Source organism: Eisenibacter elegans DSM 3317 (assembly GCF_000430505.1).
Taxonomy (GTDB): domain Bacteria; phylum Bacteroidota; class Bacteroidia; order Cytophagales; family Microscillaceae; genus Eisenibacter; species Eisenibacter elegans.
This window is the reverse complement of record NZ_KE387152.1, coordinates 690702-705435: the sequence shown is the minus strand read 5'-3', so window position 1 is coordinate 705435 and position 14734 is coordinate 690702. Positions and strand designations below refer to the sequence as shown.

General features: G+C 47.2%; 21 protein-coding genes. 10 read left to right on the top strand and 11 right to left on the bottom strand.

Annotated elements, in window-relative coordinates:
- Positions 1-305 precede the first annotated feature (305 nt).
- Positions 306-551, bottom strand: coding sequence for a 50S ribosomal protein L28 (gene rpmB, locus G499_RS0113395; protein WP_027000371.1), 246 nt, complete (start codon positions 549-551; stop codon positions 306-308).
- Between the two features lie 138 nt (positions 552-689).
- Positions 690-848 (bottom strand): C1orf53 family protein, encoded by a 159-nt coding sequence (locus tag G499_RS22040; protein WP_161627755.1) that lies wholly within the window; start codon positions 846-848, stop codon positions 690-692.
- A gap of 219 nt (positions 849-1067) precedes the next feature.
- On the opposite strand from G499_RS22040, the gene rocD reads away from it, so the two are divergent.
- The 4 genes from rocD to G499_RS0113370 all read left to right on the top strand — a co-directional run bounded on the left by rocD (position 1068) and on the right by G499_RS0113370 (position 4634).
- Positions 1068-2309, top strand: a complete 1242-nt coding sequence (gene rocD / locus G499_RS0113385) for an ornithine--oxo-acid transaminase (RefSeq protein ID WP_027000370.1) — start codon at positions 1068-1070, stop codon at positions 2307-2309.
- A 241-nt stretch (positions 2310-2550) separates the two neighbouring features.
- On the top strand, positions 2551-3186 hold the full coding sequence (gene mtnB, locus G499_RS0113380) for a methylthioribulose 1-phosphate dehydratase (protein ID WP_027000369.1): 636 nt from the start codon (positions 2551-2553) through the stop codon (positions 3184-3186).
- A 223-nt stretch (positions 3187-3409) separates the two neighbouring features.
- Complete coding sequence (locus tag G499_RS20020; RefSeq protein WP_211231624.1) at positions 3410-3766, top strand: GxxExxY protein; 357 nt, start codon at positions 3410-3412, stop codon at positions 3764-3766.
- A gap of 334 nt (positions 3767-4100) precedes the next feature.
- Positions 4101-4634, top strand: coding sequence for a 1,2-dihydroxy-3-keto-5-methylthiopentene dioxygenase (locus G499_RS0113370; protein ID WP_027000368.1), 534 nt, complete (start codon positions 4101-4103; stop codon positions 4632-4634).
- A 118-nt stretch (positions 4635-4752) separates the two neighbouring features.
- Here the strand turns inward: G499_RS0113370 and G499_RS0113365 are convergent, their stop codons facing one another.
- Complete coding sequence (locus tag G499_RS0113365; RefSeq protein WP_027000367.1) at positions 4753-5061, bottom strand: SpoIIE family protein phosphatase; 309 nt, start codon at positions 5059-5061, stop codon at positions 4753-4755.
- Between G499_RS0113365 and G499_RS0113360 the strand changes: the two genes are divergently transcribed.
- Positions 5061-5354 carry a hypothetical protein gene (locus G499_RS0113360; protein ID WP_027000366.1) on the top strand — a complete coding sequence of 98 codons (294 nt, stop codon included), beginning with the start codon at positions 5061-5063 and terminating at the stop codon, positions 5352-5354. The genes G499_RS0113365 and G499_RS0113360 overlap by 1 nt on opposite strands.
- Before the next feature lie 33 nt (positions 5355-5387).
- Here G499_RS0113360 and G499_RS21855 read toward each other — a convergent pair whose 3' ends face one another.
- Both G499_RS21855 and G499_RS0113355 read right to left on the bottom strand, forming a co-directional pair.
- Positions 5388-5576: a hypothetical protein gene (locus tag G499_RS21855; RefSeq protein ID WP_154658451.1), complete on the bottom strand. Its 189-nt coding sequence runs from the start codon at positions 5574-5576 to the stop codon at positions 5388-5390.
- Positions 5566-5934 (bottom strand): DoxX family protein, encoded by a 369-nt coding sequence (locus G499_RS0113355; RefSeq protein WP_027000365.1) that lies wholly within the window; start codon positions 5932-5934, stop codon positions 5566-5568. Before G499_RS0113355 ends, G499_RS21855 begins: the two co-directional genes overlap by 11 nt.
- Positions 5935-5988: 54 nt before the next feature.
- Between G499_RS0113355 and G499_RS0113350 the strand changes: the two genes are divergently transcribed.
- A complete protein-coding gene (locus G499_RS0113350) occupies positions 5989-6480 on the top strand; it encodes a hypothetical protein (RefSeq protein WP_154658450.1) in 492 nt (163 codons plus the stop codon).
- Between the two features lie 63 nt (positions 6481-6543).
- On the top strand, positions 6544-7242 hold the full coding sequence (locus G499_RS0113345) for an SDR family NAD(P)-dependent oxidoreductase (protein ID WP_027000363.1): 699 nt from the start codon (positions 6544-6546) through the stop codon (positions 7240-7242).
- A gap of 64 nt (positions 7243-7306) precedes the next feature.
- Here G499_RS0113345 and G499_RS21240 read toward each other — a convergent pair whose 3' ends face one another.
- On the bottom strand, positions 7307-8023 hold the full coding sequence (locus G499_RS21240; protein WP_154658449.1) for a TapB family protein: 717 nt from the start codon (positions 8021-8023) through the stop codon (positions 7307-7309).
- A 316-nt stretch (positions 8024-8339) separates the two neighbouring features.
- On the opposite strand from G499_RS21240, the gene G499_RS0113335 reads away from it, so the two are divergent.
- From G499_RS0113335 to G499_RS0113325, 3 genes are all read left to right on the top strand, one after another.
- Positions 8340-9047 (top strand): hypothetical protein, encoded by a 708-nt coding sequence (locus tag G499_RS0113335; RefSeq protein WP_154658448.1) that lies wholly within the window; start codon positions 8340-8342, stop codon positions 9045-9047.
- 45 nt (positions 9048-9092) lie between these two features.
- Positions 9093-9869 (top strand): sulfite exporter TauE/SafE family protein, encoded by a 777-nt coding sequence (locus tag G499_RS0113330; protein ID WP_027000361.1) that lies wholly within the window; start codon positions 9093-9095, stop codon positions 9867-9869.
- Between the two features lie 149 nt (positions 9870-10018).
- Positions 10019-10459: a glycosyltransferase gene (locus G499_RS0113325; protein ID WP_027000360.1), complete on the top strand. Its 441-nt coding sequence runs from the start codon at positions 10019-10021 to the stop codon at positions 10457-10459.
- Between the two features lie 301 nt (positions 10460-10760).
- Here G499_RS0113325 and G499_RS0113320 read toward each other — a convergent pair whose 3' ends face one another.
- The 5 genes from G499_RS0113320 to G499_RS0113300 all read right to left on the bottom strand — a co-directional run bounded on the left by G499_RS0113320 (position 10761) and on the right by G499_RS0113300 (position 14723).
- A complete protein-coding gene (locus G499_RS0113320) occupies positions 10761-11096 on the bottom strand; it encodes a hypothetical protein (protein ID WP_154658447.1) in 336 nt (111 codons plus the stop codon).
- Between the two features lie 12 nt (positions 11097-11108).
- Positions 11109-12137 carry a M28 family peptidase gene (locus tag G499_RS0113315; RefSeq protein ID WP_035727378.1) on the bottom strand — a complete coding sequence of 343 codons (1029 nt, stop codon included), beginning with the start codon at positions 12135-12137 and terminating at the stop codon, positions 11109-11111.
- 83 nt (positions 12138-12220) lie between these two features.
- Positions 12221-13438, bottom strand: a complete 1218-nt coding sequence (locus G499_RS0113310) for a PP2C family protein-serine/threonine phosphatase (protein ID WP_027000357.1) — start codon at positions 13436-13438, stop codon at positions 12221-12223.
- Positions 13439-13927 (bottom strand): Rab family GTPase, encoded by a 489-nt coding sequence (locus tag G499_RS0113305; protein WP_027000356.1) that lies wholly within the window; start codon positions 13925-13927, stop codon positions 13439-13441.
- The gene (locus G499_RS0113300; protein WP_027000355.1) at positions 13911-14723 is read right to left on the bottom strand and encodes a hypothetical protein; all 813 of its coding nucleotides are present in this window, start codon (positions 14721-14723) and stop codon (positions 13911-13913) included. The genes G499_RS0113305 and G499_RS0113300 overlap by 17 nt, the downstream gene beginning before the upstream one ends.
- Between the last annotated feature and the right edge of the window lie 11 nt (positions 14724-14734).

Here is a 14734-nt window from a genome sequence, read left to right as displayed (position 1 = left end):
TTTTCTTAGACCTTACCAAGCTTTATGCCAAAATAAACCTTGCTTTAGTTTATTCTACAAATGGGTTGTTTTGGTAGACTAATAACGCCAAGGTTTGTATAAATGTTGCCACATCAATCAAAATACGGCTCTAGTCTGCTCCTGTTTTTGTGTGTCAATTGGGGCTTAATCAACTCATGCCGGGCATTCACAAACCCAAAGCTGGTTTTGGTCAAAAAATGATGGATTCCCTCAAGTGCAAAAAAAAATCTTGCCTCCTATTTAGGAAGCAAGACTCTTGAGAAGGCTTAAGCGTACAAGCATTGTTAGATTTGTACGTCTGTAAGCGACTTTGCGCGTGCTTTTTTGATAGCGGCTTCAACACCGATTTTGTTGATGATGCGGATACCGTGTGAAGAAACTTTCAAAGTAATCCACTCACCAGTGCTTTCTACGAAGAAGCGCTTCTTTTGCAAGTTGGGGTAAAACTTGCGCTTTGTTTTGTTGTTGGCGTGAGACACGTTGTTACCTACTTGTGTCTTCTTTCCGGTAATTTGACAAACTCTAGCCATTGTGGTAAATATTTTTATAAGTGCTCAAAAGGAATGATTCCGGCCTGTTTCTAAAAACGGATTGCAAATGTAGGTATTCTAGTGTAAAATCGCAATTGTTCAGGCAAAATCTTTTGTGCTCTGGTATTTGGCCTCTGCTCAGCCCTTCTTATGCCGGATGCTGTAGGGGCAGTGGCGGCAGTTATTTTTGCAGCAATGACCTCGTTTGAGGAGGTATTGCTCGGTGAAAACCTTAAAACCCCGTGGGTCGTAGTAATAGTCTTCGGCAGTGAGGGGTTGTTTTTCAGTGTGTGGCATTCTTGACTTGGGTAGGTGTGGTGCTTGGCTCAAATTAGGCAAAAAAAATACCAAGCTGCAAGCCTCTGCCCAAAGGAAAGTAGGAAAACATGGGGTTTTTTATTCAATCTTAGCCTCATTGTGTATCTTTGCACAAAGGCCACCACAAGGTATCGCTCCTTTTTCCCTCCTATTTTGGTTTGTACTCATATTCAGACACACTATGTAACACTTGCTCCTATGACAAAAACAAGCATTTCCTCAAGTCAAGACGCCATCGATTTAGAAAACCAATATGGCGCACACAACTACCACCCGCTGCCGGTCGTCTTGAGCCGTGGCGAAGGGGTGTATCTGTGGGATGTAGAAGGGAAACGTTATTTTGATTTTCTCTCGGCCTACAGTGCGGTCAATCAGGGGCACTGCCACCCCAAAATCATTCAGGCGCTTTGTGAGCAAGCCCAAAAGCTGACCCTCACTTCTCGTGCCTTTTATAACGATGTGTTGGGCGAATATGAGCGCTATATTACCCAATATTTTGGTTACGATCGCGTGTTGCCGATGAATACGGGCGTAGAAGGTGGCGAAACAGCCAACAAGCTCTGCCGCAAATGGGCGTATAAGGTCAAGGGTGTGCCGAGCAATCAGGCCAAAATCTTGTTTGCCCAAAACAACTTCTGGGGACGCACCTTGGCGGCGGTCTCTTCGTCTACCGACCCAGTAGCGCGCAATGACTTTGGGCCTTATATGCCGGGTTACGAAATCATTCCCTACAACGACCTAGAGGCCCTGGCCAAGGCGCTTGAAGACCCCAATGTGGCCGGCTTTATGGTAGAGCCTATCCAAGGAGAGGCCGGCGTGGTAGTGCCCGACAAAGGCTATCTACGTCAGGCTTATGAAATGTGCAAGGCGAAAAATGTGCTTTTCATTGCCGACGAAGTGCAAACCGGACTGGCACGCACCGGCAAGATGCTGGCCTGCGACTACGAAGGGTTTCAACCCGATATACTGATTTTGGGCAAGGCGCTTTCGGGCGGGGTTTTTCCGGTGTCGGCTGTGTTGGCTCGCGACGAGATTATGCTCACCATCAAACCCGGAGAGCACGGCTCTACCTATGGGGGTAATCCGCTGGCCTGTAAGGTGGCCATAGCCGCACTAGAGGTGCTGAAAGAGGAGAATTTGGCCGACAATGCCTATCAGCTCGGGGAGTTGTTCCGTGAGCGAATGCAGGCGCTCATCGCCAAGTCGGACTTGATTACGCTGGTGCGCGGCAAGGGGCTGCTCAATGCAATTGTCATCAATGACAGCGCGACGAGTGATACGGCTTGGCGCTTGTGCTTGGCGCTGAAAGACAATGGCCTGCTGGCCAAGCCTACCCACGGCAATATCATCCGCTTTGCTCCGCCACTGGTGATGACGAAAGCCCAACTGCTGGAGTGCTCCGACATCATTGAGCAGACTGTGCTGGCGTTTGTGCGCTAGCCCGGCTCGTGCGTAAGCGGCTTAGGGACAGAGCCAAGTAGCTCCCTGTGGCTCAGGGCTGTGCTTCACAGCCCTGAGCCACAGGGACTACAGGTGATGGCACGGCTCGCAGGGCAAGCCCCAAAAAGAGGACCAGGATTTACTGGATTTCCGTACCTCCGAACATTTTCTAATTTGGCTTTGATTCAAAAAACTGCTTACCCAAATAGGGGTTACTGAACCCGCATTGTTTGAGACTGTTATGCATATGACCCGTATTGCGCAGGTAGATACCCTGCTGGAAATTATCCGTATTTTTAATGACCGTGGCTGGTCGATGGCCACGAGCACCAATTATTCGTTTCGCAACCCCACACCACAAGAGGATACCTTCACGATTTCGGTATCAGGGGTGGATAAGTCGAAGTTTGGCCTCCACCACCTGATGGAAATTGATGCGCAGGCCAAGCCTCTGCCAGGATATGAGGGGCTTCGGTCGTCGGCGGAGACTTTGCTGCATACGCAGCTGTACGAAAACCCAAACATTGGGGCGGTGTTGCACACGCATTCGGTGGCGGGGACAGTGCTCTCGCGCATTTATGCCGCCCAAGGGGGGTTGGTATTGGAGGGCTTTGAGATGCTCAAGGGCTTGGACAATATCCAAACGCACGACACTAGTGTGTGGCTGCCCATTTTTGCCAATGCGCAGGAGATGGAGCCACTGAGCGCCGAGGTGCGTAAGTATATGGCGCAAAATCCGCAAACGCAGGGATACCTCCTTGCCGGCCACGGCCTCTACACCTGGGGACGCACACTGGAGGAGGCTAAGCGCAAGATAGAGGTGCTGGAGTTTTTGATGGAATGCGTGCTGCAACTAAGACCTTGGGAGACCACTTAGGCTTCATCTCTTCGTGACAGGATTGCTGACAAGGACACAGAACAACCTTAACCGCAAAGGACGCAGAGTTGGCTTAGCTACAAGTTCGCACAAAATATAATGCTTATAGTTGCATTTCATTACGATATCACTTAACTTATTTATTGTAATTACAACCCCTCTTCTTAACTAGAAATCGCTTTCTATTTTGAGGACAAAAAGATGACTGAAAATGAAATAGCAAATAAAAGTAATTGGATTAGCCATCGAAGTTCATTCAGGATTAGGTTCCGGGCTGTTAGAAAGCGCTTATCAAGAATGTCTGTTTTATAAAATTACCAAGTCAGGTTTACTTGTAGAAAAAGAAAAATCGATGCCTCTTGTCTTTGAAGATGTTAAGTTAGCATATGGTTACAGAATTGACTTGTTAATAGAAAATAAGTTAATCATTGAGATAAAAAGTGTGAAGACTTTAAATGATATTCATCTTGCTCAAACGTTGACTTATATGAAGCTAGGTGGCTATAAACTAGGTTTATTGATTAATTTCAATGTGTCATTACTCCGTAATGGTATCAAAAGGGTTGTCAATAAACTTTAGCGTTTGTTTGTACCAATAGATATTTTCTAACGTGGTGTTGATTTATCAGACTTTGTATAACACTTGATGTATAGAGCTTTGCGGTTAAACTTGTGCTGATAAACAGAGGGCTTGAAATACACACACTGTCCCCAAAAATCAAAGATGCCTATTATCAATGTGCCCCTTGTTGCCGAACTTTATGGCTGGAGAAGGAGTTTTGGTTATGAAATCAGCCACTAATACACAAATCAGTACAAAACATCCGTGCATCCGTGGCGAAAATTGGGCGCTTCCTACTCAATACCACACATTACATAGAATCAATTCGCATCACTAATCTGTATTCATCACTATGGCCGTACTCAACATACCCGACCAAAACAAAAGTATCCGCGATGTAGCCGAAATTCGTGCTTTTCTGAATGCCCGTGGGGTCTTTTTTGACCAATGGGAGGCTGCGGTACAGTTTAGCCCCGAGGCTGATCAAGAAACCATTCTCAACGCCTATGCCCACGCGCTGAAGCCTTTGATGGAAAAAGGGGGATACCAAACTGCTGACGTGCTCAACATCAACGCACACACGCCCAACTACACAGCCCTCCGCGAGAAGTTTTTACACGAGCACACCCATACCGAAGATGAGGTGCGCTTTTTTGTAGAAGGAAGCGGCTTGTTTTGGTTCAACTTGGACAATGGGCAAGACCCTGTCTTCAATGTTTTGTGTGAGGCGGGCGACTTGATTTCAGTGCCCGCGCATACCAAGCATTGGTTTGATGCCGGAGTAACCAACCCCAACGTGAAAGCCATTCGTATCTTTATAGACCAATCGGGTTGGGTTCCTCACTACACGGAGTCTGGGGTAGATACACGTTATAACCCTGCCTAAGCCCTTGCTCCAAACGATCTTCCCCTACCCTCTCAGGCTGTTTCGCTAGAGAGGGTTTGTTTTTGTGTGGTGGTACTCGCCTTGCCCAATACCTTAAAGCCCATCACCAAGATATCATCTACTTGGGAGAGGCCTCCCTGTCATTCTTTGAGGTGTCTTCGAGTTGTTGTTTTTGGGTTTGGCAAGGAAGGTGGTGAACCTCTTGGAGGTGCGCTCTAAAGCGGGCGGTCATACACTTTTTCTGTGTGTCTCCCCCGATTTGGTCTTCGTAGCCGTCAGAGAAAAGGTAGCACACGGCTCCTTGGCTGAGGTCGAAGCTGTGTTTTTCAAAAATCCATTCGGTATTTTTTTGGAATCCTCCGATGGCGTGTCTGGTGCCGGCTATTTTCTGAATTTGCCCTTCTTGCGCCAAGTAGCGTGGGCGCATTGCCCCGACAAAAGTGGTATGAGAAAATAAATATCCTGAAACTACGTACCAAATGGCTCTGTGAGGCCTTGGATAAGCTCAATATCGTATATTTCAGGCAATCTGATATGAATGTCGTTACCATTCAGGCGGCTTTTATCCCCCCAGAAATCGCCACCAAATACAACCTTGTCCCTCAAAAACATCACGATGACAATGAATGGTATAAGATTGTCTTGATGGAACACGTAGAGATAGAGCACCTAAAAGACTTTATTCAGGCATTGGAGGCTTACCAAAATATAAATGCCTAAGCCTGCTGCTAAATATCTCGGACTTTCTGTGATTTAGGCGCTCAGGCTACGATTCATCTCCACACCAACAGCCATTTCTGAGCTGTGTGGATTCGGAGCAGGTTTAAACGCAAAGTAGGTATAATTATACCTGCCTTGCGAACCTTGCCTGAGCCATTGGTCGACAAACGCCTCATTGACCAATACCCAACCAGAAATGCCCCTGCTCGCATCAAGATACATACTGTAAGGACCAAGCCCAATAAATAAGGAAAAACTGGATAGGGACACGCACCAAATATATCCAGTAAGGTACTTTTTTGATAGGTGGCCGGATGAGGTGCGGGATATGCACCAAGAAAAAAGATACCAACAACGCTACCAAGCCCCAAACAGCCCACAAACGCCAAGCCGGAATCAGCAACGCTACTGCAAGCACAATCTCCACTACGCCGGCCAGCTTGTGGAGCAACACCGGAGCGGGCAAAAACGAGGGCATCATCCGCTCATAAAACCGAGGGTTGATAAAATGATTAATCCCTGCAACTAGGTAGAGCACTACCGTCAGGTAAAGCGAAAAAGGAGTGGCTAAAAAGCTCATAGTGTTAGTTTTTTGACAATAGTACAAAAAATACACAAAAAATGTGTACTTTGGGTGAAGCAATTCGCCCGAGAGCGCTTGCGCCTTATCTTACTTATCTACTCCAAACAAACCGATACGCTTATGGACGTGATTTTTCAAAACACTAAACAAACTTCTGTAACTTCTGTCGACCGCGAAGGCCAATACTACCTCATCTATTCGGAAGGACACGTCAATGTAGACGATTTCAAGGGAGGCTTCAACGCCATTCTTGAAGATGTAAAACAATCTAGCAAAATTAGTACGGTCATCATCGATATCAAGAAGGTGAAATCTACCCCGCTTTTGGGGCGTACTTGGCTGGTTACGAGCTACTTACCAGAGTTATACAAAAGCATTGAGGGCAAGCTCCAAATCGGAGTGATTAATAGCGACAGTTTTATAGAAGGCACTACCATCAAGTTGCTCGTTACCTCTATTCAGACGATGGGTTTGGACTTGGGTATCAAGTTTTACAAAAATGCAGAAGAAGCTAAGAAAGCCCTAACTGAAACAAAGGCCTAACATCTCCTAACAAAGTGCTTGACAGATGGGTTGTATCAACCAAATCAAAATTGAGATAACGCTATGTCAAAGCATTTTTTAGTAGTCGGCGCTTCTTCAGGTATTGGTTATGATATTGCCCGGCAGCTCTTGGCCGAAGGCCATCAAGTATGGACTGCCTCTCGCAACCAACCAGACCTACCCACTCACCATACACCTTGGGACGTAACCACGCCTATTCCCGAAGCACTGCTCTCGGCCTTGCCCACAGAGCTGCACGGGGTGGTGTATGCGCCGGGTACGATTAACCTCAAACCTTTTCACCGCTTTACAGAAGAAGAGTGGCTCTACGACTTCAGGGTCAATGTATGGGGAGCGGCCAACCTGCTCCAGCAGTTGCTCAAGCCCCTCAAAGCCTCCAAGGGCAGCAGCGTGGTGCTCTTCAGCACCGTAGCCGCCACCACAGGGATGCCCTTTCATGCCTCTATCGCCAGCGCCAAAGCAGGAGTAGAAGGCTTGGCGCGATCGCTGGCTGCCGAATGGGCTGTGCAGCAGATTCGGGTCAATGTGATAGCCCCCTCTCTGACCGATACCCCACTGGCTGCCAAGTTGCTCAGCAGCGATGACAAACGCGAAGCCGCTGGCAAAAGACACCCCCTAGGCCGTGTAGGCTCTACCCAGGAGCTGGCCGACGCGGCCCTCTTTCTCCTCTCTGATAAATCGACTTGGATTACGGGACAGGTGATGGGCATAGATGGCGGAATGTCTACCCTGAAGCCCTGACAAAATACTCCACCCCTCAAGGGTAGCAAATCTTAGAGGGGTGGCGTGTTCATAGCCTAAACTACTACTTTACTGCCCTGAGGACAGTACTGCCAAAAAGCTTTCCCTTTCTGATAGTTTCGGAGCGCACCATTCCTACAGGTTTGCTGACCCACTGGGTTTCTTGTAGCTCGCCTTTGATTGAGATACCCACCATTGTTTTGGTGTTGAACTCAAAATCATAGGTGATTTTGAAACAGTCAAACGTGCCTGCCGGTACTGTGATTTTCTCTTGCCCCACAACTTTGCGGTTATAGAGCCTGATGGTAATGGTATTGACTTTGGTGCCACTCATAAAGCTTTCTACAGTCATCGTGGCCTCAGGGAGGCTCTGCCCTACTTGGAGGTTGTTAGGCATATCCAAAAATGACTCGCTGACCTGCATCTCATAGCTGCTGTTGGCGGCCATCACCTCACTGGGCATAAAGGCATCCATCGAAATCCGCATAGCATCGCCCTCACAAAAGACCTCATAGTCCATCGAAGTAGTTTCTTTGCCCTTGGAGTCGGTCATAGTCGCCTTTACTTGCATCGCATTGGGCTTGTCGCTTTTGCGTACTTGGTATTGTGTAACACCACTAGACTTGTTTTTGCGGTCAAAAGACTCATACTCAATCTCACGGCCATCTTGAAAAGGAAAGTAGCCCTCACAGTTCTGCCCCGAGGCCGGGACAACCAAGACCAACAGGCTTAGCAAACATACAATAGATGATAAGGATTTGAAAATTGGTGGTGGTAACATAGTTTCGACAAAAGGTTTGATAAATCATTTAAACGGGTAAAATCACCCGTTCAATGTTTCATAAAATTCGTGCTACCAGCACATTATCCCATAAAAAAACAACTTCAAGTAATGAGGCAGAGTTGCTGGAAGTCATTGCTTCACAGGCTGTCCACATTACAAGAAGTTGCTTGATAAGGGAAGGAGAAGATTCAACCTAAGGGAAGCCCCAAGGAGAAACATTTGTTTATTTGTTACCTTTTTGCTTAATTGCAGGGCAAATATAAATATTCCCCGTGCATATATGCAAGCTTTGCTCGCAAAAAAATATTTTTGGATGATACTTCTGGGCTTATGCTACAGCATAGGGGGAGCTTTGCAGGCCCAAGACCAACGGCTATTGCAAGAGGCAGATGCGCTTTTTTTAAACAAGCAATACTCGCAAGCCTTAGAGAAATACAAATCTCTACACGAGCAGTCGCAAAAAGTATCACCTAGTATGCTGCTCAAAATGGCCTACATCTGTGAGCAACAACAAAATTATGTCTCTGCTTTGTATTATCTTCATACCTATTATCACCTATCGCCCGATGACAAAGCCTTGGCCAAAATCCAAGAAATGGCCGCAGAGTATAAGTTAGAGGGCTACCGACAGTCCGATTGGGAGTTTTTACAGGTTTTCTTACACCGTCATCATTTTTTGTTTTCCTTGTTGCTCATCGCGCTCTATGTCTTGGTGTTGATGGTAGTCATCCGCCGTAATCAATACCGCCGTCGTGTACCTTGGTATTACACCAGCTTGTTGATGAGCCTACTGATATTACTTATCACGCTCAACAACCTCATCCCCCCCCCTCGAAAAGCCATCATCACCCAAGAAAACGCCTGTCTGATGAGCGCGCCTTCTGCCGGAGCCGATTTGTTGCAGATGCTCCGCCGTGGCTATCGGGTAGAGGTTGCAGGAGAGCAAGATATCTGGCTCGAAACCCGCTGGAATGGCAAAACGGCTTTTGTTCGGAAGAGCCAAGTGCTACTCATTGATTAAACGGCAAAACAGGGCCTCATACTCTCTATATCTTACGTCAAAACATTGTTTACCACATTTTTAATAGCATTATTAACCGGCCTTGTGATGGGGTTGTTGGGCGGCGGCGGTTCTATCCTTACCATCCCCTTATTTGTATATGTTTTTCAGGTAACACCTATTTTGGCTACGGCCTATTCACTTTTTGTGGTCGGGGTGTCGGCTTGGGTCGGAGTTTTTGACTATGCCCGCAAGCACCTTGTCCGCCTAAGACAAGGATATTGGGTAGCCATTCCCTCGATTTTCTCAGTTGTGTTCACCCGCAACTACTTGTTGCCGGCCTTGCCTGAGCGCCTTCACTTTGGGGCTTTGAATCTCTCGCGGGGTGGCCTACTGATGACCCTCTTTGCTGGATTGATGTTTTATGCTGCTTACTGGATGTTTCGCCCCGAAGATACTCCAGCGCCAGCCTCCAAACCTTGGCGCTTGGCAATGGGGGGCTTAGGGCTTGGCTGGCTTACAGGGATGGTGGGAGCCGGTGGGGGCTTTTTGATAGTACCTATGCTGATGGGGATTGCAGCCCTGCCCGTACAACAAGCTGTGGGGACTTCGCTCTTTATCATTGGTATCAATGCCCTCACAGGCCTACTAGGCGACCTATGGCGTTATCATCTTGACTGGCCTTTTCTGTTGTCCTTCACAACAGCGATGATTGTGGGCGTATTGTTGGGCGGGCAAATCGCACGGCAGCTTCCGGCCAAGGCCTTGCGGCGTATGTTCGGTGTTTTTATTATTTTGATGGCGCTATACATCCTTTGGCGTGAGTGGCGTGTCTTTAGCTAAAAACAAGGTGTCCTGCGTACCGAATGGCTTGGCTTTTGCGTTCATTTGGATAGAAATATAGCACATACACATAGCTGCTTGCCCTAAAATGGCTGCTTCTTGCCTTGGGCTATTGTACAAATTTAAGCTCCAAACCCATCTGACTGTTTATGAAATTTACTCCCAAGATACCCCTGCTTCTTGTATGGTGTTTTGCCCTTGGCTTATTGATGAGCCAGGCCCAAACCAATAGCAACAAACGCGAATTGCTGACTAGTACACTATGGCAACTCAACCAACTCAAGCTCGAAAATAAAGTCTATGACAGTGATATTGTCAGCTCCCGTGCCGGAACGAGCAACCTTCTAGAGTTTGCCGCCAATGGTACCTGCTATATCCGTACCCCTGCCGGCAAGGTGATGCAACGCAATTCTTGGGCGTTTAATACAGACGAGACCCAGCTCGTCATCCATTCGTCTGAAGAAAATGCCAAGCAGGTGTATGCTATTCTGAGTCTCAATAAAAAACAACTGATGCTCGAACTCGATGACCGTGACGGCAACCAAATATTCGTATATGTGCCTTATAAAGCACCAAAGAAGAAAAAATAGGGTTCTTCCGTGATTTTGGCGCTCAAGTCCTCAAAAACCTCCTTAGTGATAGATTTGCCAACCTATCACTGAGGATTTGCACCAAATTTAGGAAAAGACCAAAAACGGATGCTAATCCCCGGAATGGATTTGGTTTTATTGATTCCCAAGGATTTTTCTTGGTGTAATTTCCTTGGCCTTGCTCAATATTCCCTTGGTAATCGTAGGACATTACGGAAGCTATACCTTATATTTATTCTCGCTTAGGGTTACTTCATTCGTCGTTATGCTCTTGGGTATCAGATGGGGCTAGATACCTCTCCTACTTCCTCACCAAAACTTCTTGATACTGTCCGTTGCTGGCCTCTGTGAGAATGAGTGTATCGCCCCGAAACTCAAACCGAAATACATCCCCCACTTGCGCGCTGTTGTAAATCTTGATGACACGCCCATCGTCAAAACGGTAAAACAGCGATTCTACCGACTTGACACTCTGCCGGCGCGCAGTGCCATCAGTATAAAAAACAAGGTTTAAGTGTGAGCCTTGGGGCGACAAATACACCCAACGCCCCTCAAACTGTTGTTCCAAACTTGGGGAGCACCCTCCGAGGCTGATGCCTCCCAAGACACAAAAAATGATAGTGATATATCTTATCATAAAGCAAAACCATCAACTAGCCGGGGCGGCTTCGTTAAAAATCACCTGCAATACTGTTTGCCCTACAGCCTTCAGTGTGGCTGTATCAATGATAGACATATTGTCGGCGTGTGTATGGTGATAGTGCCCAAAATAAGAGCGGCCATCTTCGGGGTTAAACTCTACGATGTCTATCATCGGAATTTTGGCGATTTTGTTGACATAGTAATGATCGTCCATAATTCCAGGGCTTTGCTGATTGACAAAAACGCTACTATAGCCCAACCTAGCGGCTATACCCCATACTTTTTGGGTAATGCCTGCGGCAAACTGCATCGAGTGCCCCTCACGGTAAAATCGGGCTCCCTTGGCACCCACCATATCCAACAAAATACCATAGTAGGCCGAGTAGTTGTCTCGATGTTTGTTTTTGGCCCAATACTGCGAACCCAAACACCAAGACTCCATCGTTTGTTGGCCTTCATAGTTTTCGGGGTAGCCATAGTCTTCCAAATCAAATAAGATAATATCAACCCCTACATTGGAAAGGCTGGTATCTACCGTTCCGAGGATACGGGCTATTTCGAGCAGTACTCCTACGCCGCTTCCCCCGTCATTGGCTCCATCAAAAGGCTCGTTTTTGCGGACACTGTCCTTGTCGGCTACGTGACGGGTATCCCAGTGAGCCGCCAACAAAATACGCTTGGCCGCTTGTGGGTTGTAGCTTGCGATGATGTTACGCCCTTGGAGCAGGGTGCTGTCATAGGCTCTTGCCTCAAACGATTGCTCCATCACCTCCCAGCCATAGCCCCGTAGGGTTTGGCTTAAGTACTCTCCACAGCGGCGGTGGGCTGCTGTATTAGGTACACGTGGGCCAAAAGCCACCTGACGCTCAATAAATGCGTAGGCTGAGTCGGCGTTGAAATCAGGTGTAGGTTGCAATACCAGTGGGGGTGTACTGCTTGTATTCTGAGTATTCTGGGTGTTTTCAGAGTTGTTACAGGCTTGTAGGCAACATAGCATCGCCAAGCACAAACCTACAAAGAGGCGGTGTTTTTTCATTTGGGGTGTGTTCTTGTAAGCAGGTCTATCGCCTGCAAAGGTAAGATTAAATCAGAAAAAGACGGCTACCATACCCAAATGCATCAGGCCAGCTTGAGTGCCAAAAAGGTAGCATCATCCGTTTGAGGGTAGCTGCCACGCCATTCGTCAAAAGCTTTCTGGAATGCCTGCGCCTGCGTTTGCAGGCTTGCTGCCGAAGGTTGTAACAGCTGTTGGATGCGTTTTTCGCCCCACTTGGTATTGCTGCTTTCACCTATTTGCTGGGAGTACCCGTCAGACAGTAGGTAGATTTGCGCACCGCTTTGGTATTGTAGAGACACAGCCTGCTCCAGCAATTGGCCTTGGTGATTGTGTGTCGGACTAAGTTGGTGGACGGCTCCGTCGGCTTGCACAAACAACGCATCCTGCTTGATGGCGGCATATCTGAGCACCTGAGTTTGCAAATCCAATGATAACACCGCCACCTTAAAAAACCGGTCTAGGGCTATATCAGCTTGTTTGAGCGTTTCGGAGGCGATAAGAGCCGATAACAAGCCCTCACAATCATTGGGAGTATGGCTGTTGATGAGATCCCCTAGGGTACGCTGGATGACCATTGTCTGGTACAAAGCCTCGGCTTCTATGCCCGACATATCGCCAAAGACCACACAAATATGCCGCCCTTGTGGATAAAACCACACGAAATCTGCCGATACTTCGTCTTTAGGAGAAAGGACTGCGCCACAATCTTGAAAAAAAGCCCGAACTCCTTGAATTTGTTGGGTAAACAAAAACTGCTGGAGCTCATACAAGTAGCGGCTGGAGTGTGAGCGGCGCGACTGAACCCGTTGGTATTGTGTCTGTATTTGTTCAAAGGCTGCTTGCAGCTTTTTGACACGTTTGCGCTCTTGTTGTACTTGGTCGTTGCCTATCAACGACTCGTTGCGCTCTTGTTGTACCTTATAGAGGTACTGGTTGTGGTATTGGCTTTGTTCTATCCGCCAGGCAAGTAGCGGTGGTACTCCCTCTTGGGGGCTAAATGCCTCAAAAATAAAGTCAAAGACCCCCTCTGTTCCCAAAATTGAAATTTCGAGCCTTGGGAAAACAATCGGCTGATCTTGTGGCTGCAACGCTTGTATGATAGGCGCAAGGTGCTCAAAGAAGCTAAGCGCTCCAAATACCGAGCGCGTTTGATAGTCTTTTAGCGACACAATAGCGTCATCGCTGGCTACCACGTGGCCTTCGGTATTGAGGAGTACAAACTGGATTTGGGGCTGATGCAAATCTTTGTACTGAAGCAAATATTGCTTGGCTTGCTCCATCTAGGTCATTTGTTCTGCAATGTATCGAAACATCTCTTCTACGTGTTCGCCAGTGCGCGCACTGGTCAAAAAATTAATCTCTAGCGGGAAGCTCTGTTTTACTTCAGCGATATCTTCATCCTTGACCAAATCGCGTTTATTGCCTACCACACAGAAATGCGCCTGTGGCAGCATTTTCCGAAGGTAATCAATATCTTCTTTCACATTTTGGAAGGTAGACGAGCGGCTCAAATCAAACACATAAATAATACCATGCGCTCCGAGATAATACGAAGTTGGTACTTTTTTCTGGGTAACCTCTCCGGCCACATCCCAGATAATCATGTTGACGGTATGGGCAGCAAACTCGACGAGCTTTTTATCAATCTTTACTCCCAAGGTAGTAAGATACTCATCAGAGAATTTTTGATAAACAAACTGACGCACTAGTGAGGACTTTCCCACGCCGAAGTGCCCGACTAAAATAACTTTTTTACTGATTTGCTGCATGGAGTTTTCCGAAATATTGTGCTAATTTTTGTCCAATATCTTCTTCACTGATCATCTCCGGTGGTTGGGAGAGGAATTTTTCAGCAAAGACGTTCATATACTCTATCAATCCATTTTTGGTGGCCGAGTTGACCACTCCAGACACCACTACTGCGATATAAAAGCGGTAGTAATTATGGAGAATGATTTTGAGTGAGCCATATTCTATCATATCCAAGGAGCCACCTTTTTGCTTGAATGCGTCTTCAATAAAGGCTTTAATAGCCGTAAGCATGCCGGCTATCAGGTCTTGGTCTATGGTATCTCCGGTGGAGTATTTACCCACCAAAAGCCCTGACGCTTGGTTGATGACATATACCTCTTCTACGCGGGCTTTGTTGCTTTCTTGTAACAACACATCGCGGTAGCTGACTCCTTCCCACAAAGCGGAGAATTGTTTGAAGATATTTTTTAGAGAGAATGCCCGTTCGAGGCGCTGGTCGATATTATCCGAGAGGCGTTCTAGCTCACGTTTGATGTAGCTGCTGACCATACGCCCCAGCATAGGCTGGATTGCGTGTGCGATGGTATCTTGCGCTTGCATCAGTTCACTATGGACTTTTTGGCTAATGACCGGCTCCGACAGTTCGAGCAATTTATTGGTAAGCGATTCTACCTTTTGAGCCACCAAAGGGTCTAGCTGCGCCTTGATTGTTTCCAACTCTTGGCGCAGTTCTTCCCTCTGCTGCAATTCATCAGCCAGCAAGAGTTCGCGCAACTGCTTCAGTACTTCATCTTCTTGGGCTTGTGACTCCATAAGAGGGGTGG

Bases quoted from the DNA above. Each gene is read 5' to 3' on its own strand.
- rpmB (WP_027000371.1), bottom strand. From the start codon at position 551: ATGGCTAGAGTTTGTCAAATTACCGGAAAGAAGACACAAGTAGGTAAC.
- G499_RS22040 (WP_161627755.1), bottom strand. From the start codon at position 848: ATGCCACACACTGAAAAACAACCCCTCACTGCCGAAGACTATTACTAC.
- rocD (WP_027000370.1), top strand. From the start codon at position 1,068: ATGACAAAAACAAGCATTTCCTCAAGTCAAGACGCCATCGATTTAGAA.
- mtnB (WP_027000369.1), top strand. From the start codon at position 2,551: ATGCATATGACCCGTATTGCGCAGGTAGATACCCTGCTGGAAATTATC.
- G499_RS0113370 (WP_027000368.1), top strand. From the start codon at position 4,101: ATGGCCGTACTCAACATACCCGACCAAAACAAAAGTATCCGCGATGTA.
- G499_RS0113365 (WP_027000367.1), bottom strand. From the start codon at position 5,061: ATGCGCCCACGCTACTTGGCGCAAGAAGGGCAAATTCAGAAAATAGCC.
- G499_RS21855 (WP_154658451.1), bottom strand. From the start codon at position 5,576: ATGTATCTTGATGCGAGCAGGGGCATTTCTGGTTGGGTATTGGTCAAT.
- G499_RS0113355 (WP_027000365.1), bottom strand. From the start codon at position 5,934: ATGAGCTTTTTAGCCACTCCTTTTTCGCTTTACCTGACGGTAGTGCTC.
- G499_RS0113345 (WP_027000363.1), top strand. From the start codon at position 6,544: ATGTCAAAGCATTTTTTAGTAGTCGGCGCTTCTTCAGGTATTGGTTAT.
- G499_RS21240 (WP_154658449.1), bottom strand. From the start codon at position 8,023: ATGTTACCACCACCAATTTTCAAATCCTTATCATCTATTGTATGTTTG.
- G499_RS0113335 (WP_154658448.1), top strand. From the start codon at position 8,340: ATGATACTTCTGGGCTTATGCTACAGCATAGGGGGAGCTTTGCAGGCC.
- G499_RS0113325 (WP_027000360.1), top strand. From the start codon at position 10,019: ATGAAATTTACTCCCAAGATACCCCTGCTTCTTGTATGGTGTTTTGCC.
- G499_RS0113320 (WP_154658447.1), bottom strand. From the start codon at position 11,096: ATGATAAGATATATCACTATCATTTTTTGTGTCTTGGGAGGCATCAGC.
- G499_RS0113315 (WP_035727378.1), bottom strand. From the start codon at position 12,137: ATGAAAAAACACCGCCTCTTTGTAGGTTTGTGCTTGGCGATGCTATGT.
- G499_RS0113310 (WP_027000357.1), bottom strand. From the start codon at position 13,438: ATGGAGCAAGCCAAGCAATATTTGCTTCAGTACAAAGATTTGCATCAG.
- G499_RS0113305 (WP_027000356.1), bottom strand. From the start codon at position 13,927: ATGCAGCAAATCAGTAAAAAAGTTATTTTAGTCGGGCACTTCGGCGTG.
- G499_RS0113300 (WP_027000355.1), bottom strand. From the start codon at position 14,723: ATGGAGTCACAAGCCCAAGAAGATGAAGTACTGAAGCAGTTGCGCGAA.